The organism is Streptomyces sp. NPDC007157 (assembly GCF_040634235.1).
GTDB lineage: Bacteria > Actinomycetota > Actinomycetes > Streptomycetales > Streptomycetaceae > Streptomyces.
On sequence record NZ_JBEYFE010000010.1, the window covers coordinates 93,635 to 107,979 of the forward strand.

Consider the following 14,345-nt stretch of genomic DNA (forward strand, 5'->3'; position numbering starts at 1 on the left):
ACGGGCGGCGCGGCGGAGCCGCCCAGGCAAGCCCGCCTAGGCGACCCCGCCTAGGCGACCCCGCGGCCCCGCAGCTCCCCCTTCACCACCTTCCCGCTCGCGTTCCGCGGCAGCTCGTGCACGAACTCCACCGCTCTCGGCACCTTGTAGTTCGCCATCTCCCGCCGTGCCCAGGCGATCAGGTCGTCCCCGGTCAGCGCCGAGCCCCGGCGGCGCACCACGAACGCCCTGCCGACCTCGCCCAGCCGCCCGTCCGGTACGCCGATCACCGCCACGTCCGCCACATCCGGGTGCAGGCCGAGCAGTTGCTCGATCTCCGCCGGGTAGGCGTTGAAGCCGCCGACGATGAACATGTCCTTCAGCCGGTCGGTGATCCGCAGGTTCCCGGCCGCGTCCAGGACGCCGATGTCGCCCGTGCGCAGCCAGCCGTCCGCCGTCAGCGTCTCCGCGGTCGCGGTCGCGTCCTCGTAGTAGCCGCGCATCACGTTGAAGCCCCGGACCAGGACCTCCCCCGCCTCGTCCACTCTCACCTCCGTGCCGGGGATCGCCCGCCCCGACGTCGACGCGATCACCGTTGGGTCGTCGCCCCGGCGGCACATGGTCACGATGCCGCTCGCCTCCGAGAGGCCGTACGCGGTGAGGACCGTCTCGACGCCCAGTTCGCCGCGCAGGCGCTCGACGAGGAGCAGGGGCACGACCGCCGCTCCGGTCACCACCAGGCGCAGCGCCGAGAGGTCATGGGTGTCGCGCGCCGGGTGATCGAGGAGCGACTGGTGGAGGGTCGGGGGACCGGGCAGTACCGAGACCCGTTCCGCCGCGACGTTCGCCAGCACCGTCTCCACGTCGAACACCGGCTGCGGGATCATCGTCGCGCCCCGCATCAGGCAGGCGATCACCCCGGCCTTGTAGCCGAACGTGTGGAAGAACGGGTTCACGATCAGGTACCGGTCGTCCGTGCGCAGGCCCGCCAGGTCGGCCCACACCTCGTACGCCCGCAGGGTCTGCGCATGCGTGATCATCGCGCCCTTGGGACGGCCCGTCGTACCGGAGGTGAAGACGATGTCGGAGAGCGAGTCGCCGGCCAGTCCGGCCGCGCGGGCGGCGACCTCTCCGGCCGTCACGCCCTCCCCGGCCGCCAGGAAGTCCTTCCAGGTACGGAAGTCCGCCGGCGCGTCGTCGGACAGCACCACCACGTCGCGCAGCAGCGGCAGCCCCGGCAGCGGGCCCGGGGAGTCGCCCTCCCCGGCCGCCCGCCTGAGCGAGGCCACGTACGACGTGCCCAGGAACGTCCCCGTCACGAACAGCAGACGCGCCCCGCTCCGCCGCAGCACGTCCGCCGCCTCGGTGCCCTTGAAGCGGGTGTTCAGCGGGACCAGTACCCCGCCCGCCGACACCGCGCCCAGCGCCGCGACGATCCAGTCCAGGGAGTTGGGCGCCCAGACGGCCACCCGGTCGCCGACCCCGACGCCGGCGGCCAGGCAGGCGGCCGCCGCGCGTTCCACCCGGTCGCCCAACTCGGCGTAGCTGATCCGGGTACGGCCGTCCACCACCGCCTCGGTGTCCGCGTACCGCCGGGCCGCCGACCGCACCAGTCCCGGAACGGTCCCCCACTCCATGTCACCGCGCACAACGGCCTCCCCAAGCGAGAGCACAGAACGCATAGCTGACGGTACGTCAGATTAGCTGTAGCCTGACGGACTGTCAGCAGCCCTTCAGCAGCGCGCGGAGGTGTGCACATGGCCGGGATCCGGGACGCCACCGCCATCGTCGGGATCGGACAGACCCCCTTCGCCAAGCGGCTCGACGAGGACGAGCGGACCCTCGCCTGCCGTGCCGTCCTCGCCGCCCTCGACGACGCCGGGATCGCCCCCGGCGAGGTCGACGCCCTCGCCTCCTTCACCATGGAGGAGACCGACGAGGTGGAGCTGGCCAAGGCGGTCGGGTTCGGGGACCTGACCTTCTTCAGCAAGGTGGGGTACGGGGGCGGGGGCTCCTGCGCCACGGTCGCCCACCTCGCCGCGGCCATCGCCTCCGGGCAGGCCTCGGTCGGCGTCGCCTGGCGGTCGCGGAAGCGCGGCTCCGGACCCCGGCCCTGGACCAACACCACCGTCCAGCTGCCCACCCCGGCCCAGTGGACCCGGCCCTTCGGGCTGCTCCGGCCCGCCGACGAGATAGCCATGCTCACCCGCCGCTACATGCACGAGTACGGCGCCACCCGCGACCACCTCTTCAACGTCGCCCTCGCCTGCCGCAACCGCGCCAACCAGAACCCCGCCGCCGTCATGTACGACCGCCCCCTGACCCGCGAGATGTACATGACCTCCCGGTGGATCAGCGAGCCGCTCTGCCTCTTCGACAACTGCCTGGAGACCGACGGGGCGTTGGCGTGCGTGGTGGTCAGCAGGGAGCGCGCCCGCGACTGCGCCCGCAGACCCGTCTACGTCCACTCCGCCGCCCAGGGCCTCCCCGCCCAGCACCACGGCATGGTCAACTACTGGAACGACGACCCGCTCACCGGGCCCGCCTGGACCGCCGCCCGGCACCTGTGGAAGCACGCCGACTTCACCCCGGAGGACGTCGACGTCGCCCAGATCTACGACGCCTTCAGCGCGCTGATCCCGCTCTCCCTGGAGGGGTACGGCTTCTGCGGGCGTGGGGAGGGCGGGGCGTTCACCGAGGGCGGCGCGCTGGAGATCGGCGGGCGGCTGCCCGTCAACACCGGCGGAGGCGGGCTCAGCGAGGCCTACGTCCACGGCTTCAACCTCATCACCGAAGGCGTCAAGCAGCTGCGCGGCACCAGCACCGCCCAGGTCCCCGGCGCCGCCACCTGCCTGGTCACCGCGGGCGAGGGCGTGCCGACCTCCGCCCTCCTCCTCACCAACCGGAGCTGAGATGCTGCGACCGGCCATCGACACCGACGGCGCCCCCTTCTGGGAGTACGCGGCACGCGGCGAACTCCGCGTCCAGGCCTGCGCCGACTGCCACGAGCCCCGCTTCCCGCCCCGCCCGTGCTGCCCGCACTGCCAGTCCTTCGCGAGCGAGTGGCGGCCGACGAGCGGCCGGGGGCGGATCTGGTCGTACGTCGTCCCGCACCCGCCGCTCCTCCCGGAGTACGCGGCCCAGGCCCCGTACAACGTCGTGGTCGTGGAGCTGGCGGACGCACCGCGCATCCGCCTGGTGGGAAACCTGGTCGGCGCGGCGGGGGCACCGCTCGACTCCTTCTCCCCCGACCGGATCCGGATCGGCGCCCGGGTTCAGGCGGTGTTCGCGGACGGTCTTCCGCAGTGGGTCCTGGAGCGGCCGTGAGCCTGCGCCTCGACACGGACAAGGACACCGGGGTCGCCGTCGTCACCCTGGACCGCCCCGAGAAGCTCAACGCCATCGACCTGGAGACCGCCGCCGAACTCGCCGCCGCCTGGCGGGCGTTGCGCTTCGACGACACGGTACGGGCCGTCGTCCTCACCGGGGCCGGTGGCCGCGCCTTCAGCACCGGGCTCGACCGGGACGCGGTCGTGCCGCAGCCCTCCTCGCCGTACATGCAGGACGATCCGCTGATCGCCGTCGGCCCGAAGTCGAACGACCTGTGGAAGCCGGTGATCGCCGCCGTGGCCGGAATGGCCTGCGGGGGCGCCTTCTACCTCCTCGGGGAGTCGGACTTCGTCATCGCCGACGAGACGGCCGCCTTCTTCGACCCGCACACCTCCTACGGCATGGTCAGCGCCTACGAGTCGGTGCTGATGGCGCAGCGCATGCCGTACGGGGAGGTGGCCCGGCTGGTCCTCATGGGCAACGCCGAGCGCGTCTCCGCCCGGCGGGCGTACGAGGTGGGGCTGGTGTCCGAAGTGACCGCGCCGGGGGAGGCGTTGGCGGCGGCCGTGCGGTGCGCGACCGTGCTCGCCGGGTATCCGGCCGAAGGGGTGCAGGGGAGCGTGCGGGCGCTGTGGGCGGCGAAGGAGGCGGCGCGGGAGCGGGGGTACGGGCAGGCGCCGCACCTGATCGCGCTGGGGAACCTGCCGGACGACCGGCAGGCCGAACTGTTCGGGAACCGGGCCCGGACCACGCCCCGTATCCGCTGAGTCACCGCGTGGCGGCGGTGGGCCGTCGGGCGTAGCGTTCGCTGTGGGAGCCGACTCCCACCCCGCGCGACGGCCGCCGTGCACACCCCTTCCGTGCGACGGCCGTCCCGGGCACCGCCGCCGGGCATCTGCGGGCGCATCGTGGCCTGTCGCGCATCGCGCGCCTATTAGGGGCGCGGGGAACTGCGAGAAACGCCCCACGGCGCCGCAGCGGCCCTGCGCCCCGCACCCACCCCCACGGCGCTCACGCGGTCCGTGCCGTACCGGTGCCCTTCTCGGCGTCCAAGGCATACACGCACCGGTCCTTGCTGCACGCGTACACCACCCCGTCCCGCACCACCGGCGACCCGGTGATCTCCCCGCCGGTCGCCAGCTTCCAGCGCAGCCGGCCGTCGTCGGCCTTCAGGGTGTAGAGGAGATGGTCGGTGGAGCCGAAGTGGATCCGGCCCTCCGCCACCGCCGGTGCCCCCACCACGTCGCCGCCCGCCTGGAAGCGCCACTTGGGCGTCCCGGTGACCGCGTCCAGGGTGTACAGCCCCTTGCCGCTGCCGACGTGCACGTGCCCGGCGGCCACCAGCACCGGCTCGATCGACGCACGGGCCTCCGTCGCGATGCGCCAGCGGTCGCGGCCGTCGGTGGCGTCGAGGGCGTACACGGTCCCGAGGTAGTCGGCGAGGTAGACGCCGCCGCCGGTGACCGCGGGGCCGGGCACGAAGGCGGGCGGGGAGAGGAAGACCGCCGGCGCCTCGAAGTGCCAGCGGACCCGCCCCGTCGCGGCGTCGAGGGCGATGACGCGGCTGCCCGCCGAGGCGTACACGAAGCCGTCGGGGGCGTGGGTGAGGCGGACCGGGACGCCGCCGCAGGAGGCCGCGTCACCGATGGGGTAGGACCAGCGTTCGTCGCCGGTCCGGGCGTCCAGCGCGCGCAGGCGGGCGTCCTGCCAGACGAAGACCGTGCCCTCGTGCAGGGAGGGCCCGGACTCGGGGGCCTCGAAGTCGGTCTGGGCGCCGGACAGTTCCCAGAGTTTCTGCCCGTTGGAGGCCTCCCAGGCCTGGACGCCGCCGCCCCGGGTGCCGGTGACGAGGGTGCCGCGGTCGGCCTTGAGGGCGTACACCCAGGCGTCGGTGGACAGCCGCCACAGGTCGCCGCCCTCGCGGGCTTCGAGCGCGAACAGGGTGGGGCCGTCGGAGGCGTGGATACGGCCGTCCGCCACCGCCATGGACCAGGCGACGTCCCTCGTCTTGAAGCGGCGGCGGCCGGTGGCGACGTCGAGGGCGTGCACCTCGAAGGAGGTGACGTAGACGAGGTCGCCGTCGACGGCCGGGGTGCCCCAGACGTCGTTGGACATCCGGAACCGCCAGGGCCGCCAGCCGGACGCGGTCTCCGGGGGCTGGACGGGCACGGGCGGTACGGCGGGGTCGGCGCCGTTGACGCCGGGGCGCGGCCGGGACCAGTTGGCCACCAGGCCCGCCTCGGGCGGGGGCGCCTTGACGGCGGCGGCGCGGGCGTCGGCGACCCGCGGGCCGGGGCCGATCGGCACCGGGGCGCCGGCCAGCCGGACCGGGCCGGCGTCGGGACCGGGGGCGCCGACCGGGACCGGGGCCGGGACGACGGGGTCGTAGGAGGGCGGCGGGGGGACGGCGAGCCGGCCGCCGCTGCGGGCGCCGGACGGGTTGGCGGAGGGTTTCACGGCCGGGCGGCCGCCGCGGCGGGACTCGATCAGCGCGACCGCCTTCTCGGGCAGCCACGCGGACGCCGTACCGCTGTCGTCGGAGCCGGAGCCGAAGAGATGGGGGGCCAGCTGGGCCTGGAGGTCGGCCGGGTTGGGGCGCCCGACGGCCTCCATCTGCATACAGGACTCGATGAGGGGGCGGAGTTCCTCCGGGAGGCCTTCGAGGTCCGGGCCCTCGCGCAGCAGCATGAAGACGGTCTCGACCGGGTTGGCGCCGTGGAAGGGCGGGTGGCCGGTGGCGGCGAAGACCAGCATGGAGCCGAGGGAGAAGACGTCACTGGCGCCGGTGACGCTGCGGGAGTCCTTGGCCTGCTCGGGGGACATGTAGGCGGGGGTGCCGACGGCGACGTTCGTCATCGTCAAACGGGTGTTCGAGACGCCGGAGGCGATACCGAAGTCGATGACCCGGGGGCCGTCCTCCACGACGAGGACGTTCGACGGCTTCAGGTCCCGGTGCACGAGTCCGGCGCCGTGGATGGACTGGAGCGCCTCCGCGACGCCCGCCGCGAGCCAGCGGACCGCCTGGGCCGGGAGCGGCCCGCAGTCGTTCACTATTTCCTCGAGGGAGGGCGCGGGAACGTACGCGGTCGCCAGCCACGGCACCGCCGCGCGCGGGTCGGCGTCGACCACGGCCGCCGTGTAGAAGCCGGAGACCGCGCGGGCCGCCTCCACCTCGCGGGTGAAGCGGACCCGGAACAGCTGGTCCTCGGCGAGCTCGGTCCGGACCGTCTTGATCGCCACGCGCCGGCCGGACGCCGAGCGCGCGAGATAGACCAGCCCCATGCCGCCGGCCCCCAGCCGTCCCAGCACCTCGAACGGCCCGATCCGCCGCGGATCGTGCTGCGTCAGCTGATCCACCACTTGCCTGCCACCTCCCCGTACGGGCCACGTCCACCCACATATGTACGCGACCCCGTGCAGCGTCTCACCACCGCACCGCCATGGCGGCACGCACCCCGATTCTTCCTGGCCCGGGCACAGGTTGCGAACCCGGCGACCAATCGGGGTGTCACGTGACAAAGTGAGACATTTTTTCGCCGAGAGCCGTCCGTTTCCGGCCTCAGCGTTGCAGCAGCGCGAAGGACGCCCCCTGATTGTCGGTCACGACGGCCACTTTTCCGTACGACGTGTCGAAGGGCGGTGCCTGGACCCGGCCGCCCAGCTGCCGCACGGCCCCGACCGCGGCCGCCACGTCCCCGGTGCGGAAGTGGACGACGAACTGCGGGGGCATCCCGGCATAGAAGACGTCGGAGAGCGGGGCACGGCCGAAGTCCGGGGCGACGTCGGCACCGAACAGGGCGTCGGCGAAGAGGTGGCCGTAGAAGGCGTTGGCCGCGTCGGTGTCGCTGGTGTAGAGCTGCGCCCAGACGAAGGTGCCAGGGGCGTGCCGGACACCGAAGCCGGGGTGGCTCGCCGCCTGCCAGAGGCCGAAGACGGCACCCTGGGGGTCGGCGACCAGGGCGGCGGTGCCGAGGTCACGGACGGGGACCGGGTCGTTCACGATCTGGCCGCCGGCGGCCACGATCCGCCGGGCGAGGTTCCGGGCGTCCGGGGTCGCGAAGTACACCGTCCAGACGGTGGGCATCCGGCCGTCCCGCTTCCGCGCCAGCCTGGCGACGGCCGCGCCGTCCAGCCGGGCCCACACGGCTCCCGGTCCGGCGTCCTCGAAGGTCCATCCGAAGAGCCCGCCGTAGAACCGCTTGCCCGCCTCGACGTCGGGAAGCTGCACGTCCACCCAGCACGGAACGCCCTCTGTGTATCCGGATGCCCTGTTTTCGGCCATGTCGTCAAAGTAACCGCCCGGCCCGCACCTCGCAGACCAGCCGCACCACCTGGGGTGGCACCCCCCACGCACCCCCCATACACCCGTGCACCCCATTTGCAGTCGGCCGAATCGCGCTCCGATCACCCCTCGGTAAGCTGACGGCATGACAGGACAAGTGCGTACCGTCGACGGCCGCGTGGCCGGTCGGCGTGGGCAGGCGACCCGGCAGAAGCTGCTCGACTGCCTAAGCGAGATGCTCAGCTCCTCCCCTTACCGGGACGTCAAGGTCATCGATGTCGCCCGGAAGGCGGGTACTTCGCCCGCGACCTTCTACCAGTACTTCCCGGACGTCGAGGGCGCCGTCCTGGAGATCGCCGAGCAAATGGCCACCGAGGGCGGCCAGTTGACCGAGCTGCTGGCGGGGCGCTCCTGGGTCGGCAAGGCCGGCTGGGCGACCGCGCAGGAACTCGTGGACGGTTTCCTGGAGTTCTGGCGCAAGAACGACGCGATCCTGCGCGTGGTCGACCTCGGCGCGGCCGAAGGGGACAAACGGTTCTACAAGATCCGTATGAAGATCCTGAACTCGGTGAACAACTCCCTGACCGACTCCATCGCGGAGTTGCAGTCCAAGGGCAAGGTCGACAAGGACGTGAACCCGGCGGCCGTGGCCGGTTCGCTGGTCGCGATGCTCGCGGCGGTCGCCTCGCACCAGAAGGGCTTCCAGTCCTGGGGCGTGAAGCAGGCCGAACTCAAGCCGAACCTCGCCCTGTTGGTGCATCTGGGCGTGACCGGTAAGAAGCCCACGAAGTAATCCGCGCCCTGGTTCCTGTCTGGCAGGCGGTGGTTCACCGGAGGTGGGCCACCGCCTGTCGCGCTATGCCGGGAGGGGCCGGTCCCGGACCACGTGCTTCATCACCAGGGTCGAGGTGAGACGCTGCACGCCCGGGAGGGTCGCGAGCCGTTCGTCGTAGAGCCGCTGGAAGGCGGCGAGGTCGGCGGTGGCCACCCGCAGCAGGTAGTCGGGCTCGCCGAACAGCCGCTGCGCGTCCAGCACATGAGGGATCTCCGCGAGCGCCCGCTCGAAGTCGGCGACCGTGTCCCGGTCCTCCTGCCGCATGGACACGAAGACCAGCGCCTCGAAGGTCAGCCCCACGGCGGCCGGATCCACCACCGCCCGGTACCCGCTGATCGCCCCCGCCCGCTCCAGCTCGCGCAACCGCCGGTGGCACGGCGAGACACTCAGCCGCACCCGCCCGGCCAGCTCGGTCACGGTCAGCCGCCCGTCCTGCTGAAGCTCGGCAAGAATTTTCCGGTCCACGTCGTCCATGGGGAAGATTCTCCCCCGGAACAGCTGGTATCGAGCAAATTTCGACAACACTTTCGGGCTGTTCGCGCCTAATGTCCCTGCCATGGACACCGGACCCCTCATTTCCTTTCTCGCCGTGGACCTGCTGCTGGTGTGCGTGCCGGGCGCCGACTGGGCGTTCGTGATCGCCGCCGGGGTGCGCGGTCGCTCGGTACCGCGCGCGGTGGCGGGCCTGGTCGCCGGGTACGCGCTGCACACGGCGCTCGCGGTCGCGGGGCTGGCGGTGCTGGTGGCGGGCTCGCCCACGCTGCTCACCGCGCTGACGGTGGCCGGAGCCGGGTACCTGGTGTGGCTGGGGTGGAGCGTGCTGCGGCGCCCGGCGGTACCGGTGGAGAAGGAGGAGGCGACGGCCGGGCTGAGCTTCTGGCGGGGTGCGGCGATCAGCGGCCTCAACCCCAAGGGCCTGCTGCTCTACCTCTCGGTGCTTCCCCAGTTCCTGGTGACGAAGGGCGAACACGCCCCCGTGGCCGTCCAGACGGCCGTGCTCGGCGCCCTCCACATGGCGGCCTGCGCCGCCGTCTACCTAGCCGTCGGCACCCTGGCCGGCCGCCTGCTGTCGGCCCGTCCGCGGGCGGCCCGGGCGGTCACCCGCACCTCGGGGGCGGCGATGCTGGGCATCGGCGCCCTGCTGCTGGCACAGCACGCGCTGTGAGAGCCGCTCCCGGCGATCCCACACGGCACCCGCCGTGAGAGGCCCCCCCGGCGATCCCGTCCGGCACCCGCCGTGAGAGCCATGCCCTGGCCGGCCTCGCGGCGCCCGCTACGACGGGGTGAGCCGGAAAACCCGTAGCTCCCTGTCCACCCGCTCCTGGTAGGTCGCGTACGGCGGCCAGAACTCCAGGAGTTGCCGCCAGGCGGCGGCCCGTTCCGCTCCGGTCAGCAGCCGGGCGGTGACCGGTACGTCCCGGCCCTTCCAGCTGATCTCGACGTCGGGGTGCTTGAGGAGGTTGTAGGTCCAGGCGGGGTGGTCGGTCCGGCCGTAGTTGGAGCCGACGAGCAGCCAGCCGTCCTCCTGGGGCATGCACGCGAGCGGCGTACGCCGGGGCAGCCCGCTGCGCGCGCCGGTGGACGTCAGGATCGCCCCCGGCAGCATCCGCGCGCTGAGCAGTACCCGGCCCCCGCTGAGCCGGTGCACGGTCCGGTCCAGGGCCGGGACCACATACGGGGCGACCTTCAGGAACCCCCGGCTGGCCGCCGCCCTCCGCACCAGGCGTTCGCCGATCACACCGCCACCCCCCGTCCCCCGAACAGCCCCGCCGCGTCGGCGGCCCGCGCGCGCAGCCGGTGCACGGGCCCGAAGAGCAGCTCGTCCCCGGCGGCCCGTTTGAAGGACAGGTGCGCCTCGTGCTCCCAGGTGAAGCCGATCCCGCCGTGCAGCTGGATCCCCTCCGCGGCGGCCGTCCGCAGCGCCTCCAGCGCCTGGGCGAGGGCCAGTTGGCCCGCCGGCTCCCCGTGGGCCGTCGCCCAGGCCGCGTAGTAGGCCGCCGACCGGGCCGCCCGCACCGCCACGTGCACATCGGCCAGCCGGTGCTTGACGGCCTGGAACGACCCGATCGCCCGCCCGAACTGCTCCCGCTGCCGGACGTACTCCACGGTCCGCTCCAGCGCCCGGTCCGCGGCCCCCACCGCCTCGCTCGCGAGCACGGCGGCCACGAAGTCGCCGTGGGCGGCGAGGGCGGGCCGGACGTCGGTGTCCTCGTCGCCCAGCGGTTCCGCGGCCACCTGGCGCAGCTGGACCCTGGCCTGGGGGCGGGTCGGGTCGAGGGTGGTGCGCCGGGTCCGTACGACGCCGTCGGCGTCCCCCGACACCAGGAAGAGCAGGACGCGCGAGCGGGCGTACCCGCCGGCGTGTGCCGGGACCAGCAGCAGTCCGGCACTGTGTCCGTCCAGCACCTGGTCGGCCTCCCCGTACAGCTGCCACCGGTTCCCCCGGTACCGCGCCTGGACACCGCCGGCCCGTCCGCCGCCGGCCCAGTCGCCGCCGCCGGGTCCGGTGAGCGCGAGGGCGGTGCCCAGATGGGCGCCGGGGACGGCGAGGGCGGCGGTGAGCCGGCCGTCGGCGATCCCCGGGAGCAGCTCGGCGCGTTGGGCGTCGGTGCCGAGGGCGAGCAGCAGCGGGGCGGCGAGGACGGCGGTGGCGAGGAACGGGGAGGGGGCGAGGGCGCGGCCCAGCTCCTCCGCCGCGAGGGCGACTTCCGTGACGGAGCAGCCGGCGCCGCCGTACGCCTCGGGCAGGGCGAGTCCGGGCAGGCCGAGTTGTTCGCCGAGGGCGGTCCACAGGGCGGGGTCGTGCCCCTGCGGCCGGTCGACGGCGGTCCGTACGTCCTCCGTCCCGCAGCGCTTGTGGAGCAGTTCACGCAGGGCGCGCCGGATCTCGTCCTGCTCGTCGGTGAAGCGGGCGTCCATGGCCGGACCTCCTGACGATCTGACAGCCCGTCATGCTAGGGGTACTGGATGCAGATGCACAGGGGCGGAGTCGAGCGGATCTGATGTACCGTCAGATTCATGACCGGACTCCGCAAGGTCGCCGTGGTCGGCGTGGCCCTGTCCGACTGCGGTCGCGTGGACGACGCCACCGCCTACGCCCTGCACGCCCAGGCGGCCCGCCGCGCGCTCGTCGACGCGGGCCTCGGCCGGGAGGTGGTCGACGGCTTCGCCTCCGCGGGGCTCGGCACCTTGGCCCCGGTGGAGGTGGCCGAGTACCTGGGCCTGCGCCCCACCTGGGCCGACTCCACCTCGGTCGGCGGCGCCACCTGGGAGGTCATGGCGGCGCACGCGGCGGACGCGATCGCGGCCGGCCACGCCAACGCGGTCCTGCTGGTCTACGGCTCGACGGCCCGCGCCGACATCAAGGCGGGCCGCAGGACCGGCAACCTCTCCTTCGGCGCCGGGGGCCCGCTCCAGTTCGAGGTCCCCTACGGCCACACGCTCATCGCCAAGTACGCGATGGCGGCCCGCCGGCACATGATCGAACACGGCACGACGATCGAGCAGTTGGCGCAGGTGGCGGTCCAGGCGCGGGCGAACGCGGCACTCAACCCGGAGGCGATGTTCCGCACCCCGGTCACGGTCGACGAGGTCCTGTCCGGCCCCATGATCGCCGACCCCTTCACCAAGCTGCACTGCTGCATCCGCTCCGACGGCGGCGCGGCGGTGCTGCTGGCGGCCGAGGAGTACGTACGGGACTGCCGTACCGCGCCGGTCTGGGTGCTGGGCACGGGCGAGTGCGTCTCGCACGCGACCATGTCGGAGTGGGCGGACTTCACGGTGTCCCCGGCGGCCGTCAGCGGCGAACTGGCCTTCCGGCGGGCGGGCGTCCGGCCCTCGGAGGTGGACTTCGCGGAGATCTACGACGCCTTCACCTACATGACGCTGGTGACCCTGGAGGACCTGGGCTTCTGCGCGAAGGGCGAGGGCGGGGCGTTCGTGGAGAAGGGGCGGCTGCGGGTCGAGGGCGGCGAGCTTCCGGTGAACACGGACGGCGGCGGACTGTCGGCCCAACACCCCGGCATGCGAGGGCTGTTCCTGCTGGTGGAGGCGGTACGGCAGCTGCGCGGCGAGGCCGGTGCCCGGCAGGTGCGCCGCGCGGCCGGGGAGCTGCCGGAGCTGGCGGTGGCGTCGGGGACGGGAGGCTGGTTCTGCTCCTCGGGAACGGTGGTGCTGGGGCGGGGGTGACGTCCGGGGGCGAGGGAGGACAGCGGCGTCCTTTCGGACCGCGGCAACCTTCCGGGCCCCAGCGGCGACTGCGTACCGGAAGCTTCGACGTTCAGCAGCAGACGTTCGAAGGACGTGCACCGCCGAACCGCGTAAGGATCGCTCCGTGGCCTCCTCCTCACATCGCAGACGCCCGCGTCCGGACCAGAACTTCGAGTGGCGCCCGGTCCGCGGCCCCCTGCTCGCGGTGGCCGCCGTGGCCGCCGTCGCCCTGGTCGTGACCCTGGTCGTGGCCTTCCGTCCCGGTGACGCGGCCGGCGCCGGGCAGGGGACCGCTGACCGGGCGGTGTCCGCGGCCTCGGCCTCGTCGTCCTCCTCGCCGCAGGCCGAGGGAGGTGCGGCGGCGAGGGGGACGGCCTCGTCGACGCCCTCGAAGAGGTCCTCCGCGTCGTCGAAGCCCACCGCGGGCGCCCGGGCCACGCCGACGGCGTCCGCGGCTCCGTCGGCCACCCCGGCCCGGCGCACGGCGGCCGGCACCGCCCGCACCCCGTCCACCACCACGGCCCCCGCGGCCGGCCGGATCCGCCCCGGCGCCTCCTACCAGGGGGTCGCCACCTCCTACGACGTCGGCAACGGCGACGGCGCCTGCTCGTACGGCCCGACCGACGACGTCATGACCGCGGCGATGAACACCGCGGACTACGAGACGGCGAAGGCGTGCGGGGCGTACGTCTCGGTCCGCACGGCGAGCGGCACGTCCCTCACCGTACGCATCACCAACGAGTGCCCGGCGCCCTGCGCAGTGGGCCAACTCGACCTCAGCCGCCAGGCGTTCGCGAAGCTCGCGCCGCTCTCGGCGGGCCGGATCGCGATCACCTGGACCCTGCTGAGCCCGGCCACCTCGGACACGGTGTCGATCCGCTACAAGACCGGCTCCACCCAGTACTGGTGCGGCATCCAGGCGATCGGCCACCGCAACCCGCTGGCCCGCCTGGAGGTCCGCACCGGCGGCGGCTGGCTGGCACTGACCCGCACCGGGTACAACTACTTCCTCTCCGAACAGGGCACCGGCTGCGGCGGCGAGCTCCGTCTCACCGACATCTACGGGGAACAGCTCACCGTGCCCGCGCTCCCCGTACGCCCGGACACGGTCCAGCGGACCGGCGTCCAGTTCGCCCGGCACTGAGGGGTGCCTCAGCCGCGCACCGGCACGATGCGGTGGCCGCGGCGCGGACCGGGGGCGTCGACGAGGGCGACGCCCACGTGGTTGCGGGCGATCGCCCAGGCGGCGGGCGTGACGATCAGGGTCACGACGGCCGCGGCCACGCTGACCGGGAGGAGCAGCGGCGGCGACTGCCCGGCCGGAAGGCTCCGGCCGCCCTCGTGGACGGCGCAGGCCAGCGAGACGGCGAACAGGGCCAGGGCCACCAGGGAGACCGCGCCCCAGGTCAGGCGGACGCGCCGGGTACGGGCGTGGTCGCGGACCTCGGCGAGGAGCGCGGCCGAGCAGACCGGGCACTCCAGCTCGACGCGGTCCCGGCCCGCGGCCGGCCGGACCAGCCGGAAGTCACGCGCGGCCCAGGTGGCGGTCCGCGCCCTGGGCCGTCCGGCGTCGCCGAGTACGTGGCGTACGGCCACTCGCACGGTCCTGGGTCCCCTCATGCCGGACAGTGTGGGGCCGGGGCACAGGTGTTCGCAGGGATTTGCTCGGTTGTGCCCGGAAGTCCGGCACCTCAGCACCTCCGGGCACGC

Annotated in this window: 14 protein-coding genes; 7 read left to right on the forward strand and 7 right to left on the reverse strand. The window is 73.6% G+C overall.

Going from position 1 to position 14,345, the window contains the following annotated elements:
- Positions 1-50: 50 nt before the first annotated feature.
- Entirely contained in the window at positions 51-1,628 is a 1,578-nt protein-coding gene (locus ABZ642_RS20050) for a FadD3 family acyl-CoA ligase (protein WP_360485411.1), read from the reverse strand.
- A 108-nt stretch (positions 1,629-1,736) separates the two neighbouring features.
- Here ABZ642_RS20050 and ABZ642_RS20055 point away from each other — a divergent pair, with 108 nt between their 5' ends.
- Genes ABZ642_RS20055 through ABZ642_RS20065 form a run of 3 tightly spaced genes read left to right on the forward strand, consistent with a single transcriptional unit; the run spans position 1,737 to position 4,076 of the window.
- Positions 1,737-2,891, forward strand: coding sequence for a lipid-transfer protein (locus tag ABZ642_RS20055; RefSeq protein ID WP_360485414.1), 1,155 nt, complete (start codon positions 1,737-1,739; stop codon positions 2,889-2,891).
- A 1-nt stretch (position 2,892) separates the two neighbouring features.
- Positions 2,893-3,306 carry an OB-fold domain-containing protein gene (locus tag ABZ642_RS20060; protein WP_360485417.1) on the forward strand — a complete coding sequence of 138 codons (414 nt, stop codon included), beginning with the start codon at positions 2,893-2,895 and terminating at the stop codon, positions 3,304-3,306.
- Positions 3,303-4,076 carry an enoyl-CoA hydratase/isomerase family protein gene (locus ABZ642_RS20065; protein ID WP_360485420.1) on the forward strand — a complete coding sequence of 258 codons (774 nt, stop codon included), beginning with the start codon at positions 3,303-3,305 and terminating at the stop codon, positions 4,074-4,076. The genes ABZ642_RS20060 and ABZ642_RS20065 overlap by 4 nt, the downstream gene beginning before the upstream one ends.
- A 244-nt stretch (positions 4,077-4,320) precedes the next feature.
- On the opposite strand, the gene ABZ642_RS20070 is transcribed toward ABZ642_RS20065, so the two are convergent.
- Both ABZ642_RS20070 and ABZ642_RS20075 read right to left on the reverse strand, forming a co-directional pair.
- Positions 4,321-6,669, reverse strand: a complete 2,349-nt coding sequence (locus ABZ642_RS20070) for a serine/threonine-protein kinase (protein WP_360485423.1) — start codon at positions 6,667-6,669, stop codon at positions 4,321-4,323.
- 199 nt (positions 6,670-6,868) lie between these two features.
- Complete coding sequence (locus ABZ642_RS20075; RefSeq protein WP_360485426.1) at positions 6,869-7,591, reverse strand: VOC family protein; 723 nt, start codon at positions 7,589-7,591, stop codon at positions 6,869-6,871.
- A 145-nt stretch (positions 7,592-7,736) separates the two neighbouring features.
- Between ABZ642_RS20075 and ABZ642_RS20080 the strand changes: the two genes are divergently transcribed.
- Positions 7,737-8,384, forward strand: a complete 648-nt coding sequence (locus ABZ642_RS20080; RefSeq protein WP_360485429.1) for a TetR family transcriptional regulator — start codon at positions 7,737-7,739, stop codon at positions 8,382-8,384.
- 63 nt (positions 8,385-8,447) lie between these two features.
- Here the strand turns inward: ABZ642_RS20080 and ABZ642_RS20085 are convergent, their stop codons facing one another.
- Entirely contained in the window at positions 8,448-8,900 is a 453-nt protein-coding gene (locus ABZ642_RS20085) for an Lrp/AsnC family transcriptional regulator (RefSeq protein WP_351957098.1), read from the reverse strand.
- Between the two features lie 82 nt (positions 8,901-8,982).
- On the opposite strand from ABZ642_RS20085, the gene ABZ642_RS20090 reads away from it, so the two are divergent.
- Positions 8,983-9,591: a LysE family translocator gene (locus ABZ642_RS20090; RefSeq protein ID WP_360485432.1), complete on the forward strand. Its 609-nt coding sequence runs from the start codon at positions 8,983-8,985 to the stop codon at positions 9,589-9,591.
- A 108-nt stretch (positions 9,592-9,699) separates the two neighbouring features.
- Here the strand turns inward: ABZ642_RS20090 and ABZ642_RS20095 are convergent, their stop codons facing one another.
- Both ABZ642_RS20095 and ABZ642_RS20100 read right to left on the reverse strand, forming a co-directional pair.
- Entirely contained in the window at positions 9,700-10,164 is a 465-nt protein-coding gene (locus ABZ642_RS20095; protein WP_360485435.1) for a nitroreductase family deazaflavin-dependent oxidoreductase, read from the reverse strand.
- Positions 10,161-11,345 (reverse strand): acyl-CoA dehydrogenase family protein, encoded by a 1,185-nt coding sequence (locus ABZ642_RS20100; RefSeq protein WP_360485438.1) that lies wholly within the window; start codon positions 11,343-11,345, stop codon positions 10,161-10,163. Before ABZ642_RS20100 ends, ABZ642_RS20095 begins: the two co-directional genes overlap by 4 nt.
- A 99-nt stretch (positions 11,346-11,444) precedes the next feature.
- Between ABZ642_RS20100 and ABZ642_RS20105 the strand changes: the two genes are divergently transcribed.
- Positions 11,445-12,614: an acetyl-CoA acetyltransferase gene (locus ABZ642_RS20105; protein WP_360485441.1), complete on the forward strand. Its 1,170-nt coding sequence runs from the start codon at positions 11,445-11,447 to the stop codon at positions 12,612-12,614.
- Positions 12,615-12,759: 145 nt separating this feature from the next.
- Positions 12,760-13,779, forward strand: a complete 1,020-nt coding sequence (locus ABZ642_RS20110; RefSeq protein ID WP_360485443.1) for an expansin EXLX1 family cellulose-binding protein — start codon at positions 12,760-12,762, stop codon at positions 13,777-13,779.
- 8 nt (positions 13,780-13,787) lie between these two features.
- On the opposite strand, the gene ABZ642_RS20115 is transcribed toward ABZ642_RS20110, so the two are convergent.
- Positions 13,788-14,255 (reverse strand): hypothetical protein, encoded by a 468-nt coding sequence (locus tag ABZ642_RS20115; protein ID WP_360485446.1) that lies wholly within the window; start codon positions 14,253-14,255, stop codon positions 13,788-13,790.
- Between the last annotated feature and the right edge of the window lie 90 nt (positions 14,256-14,345).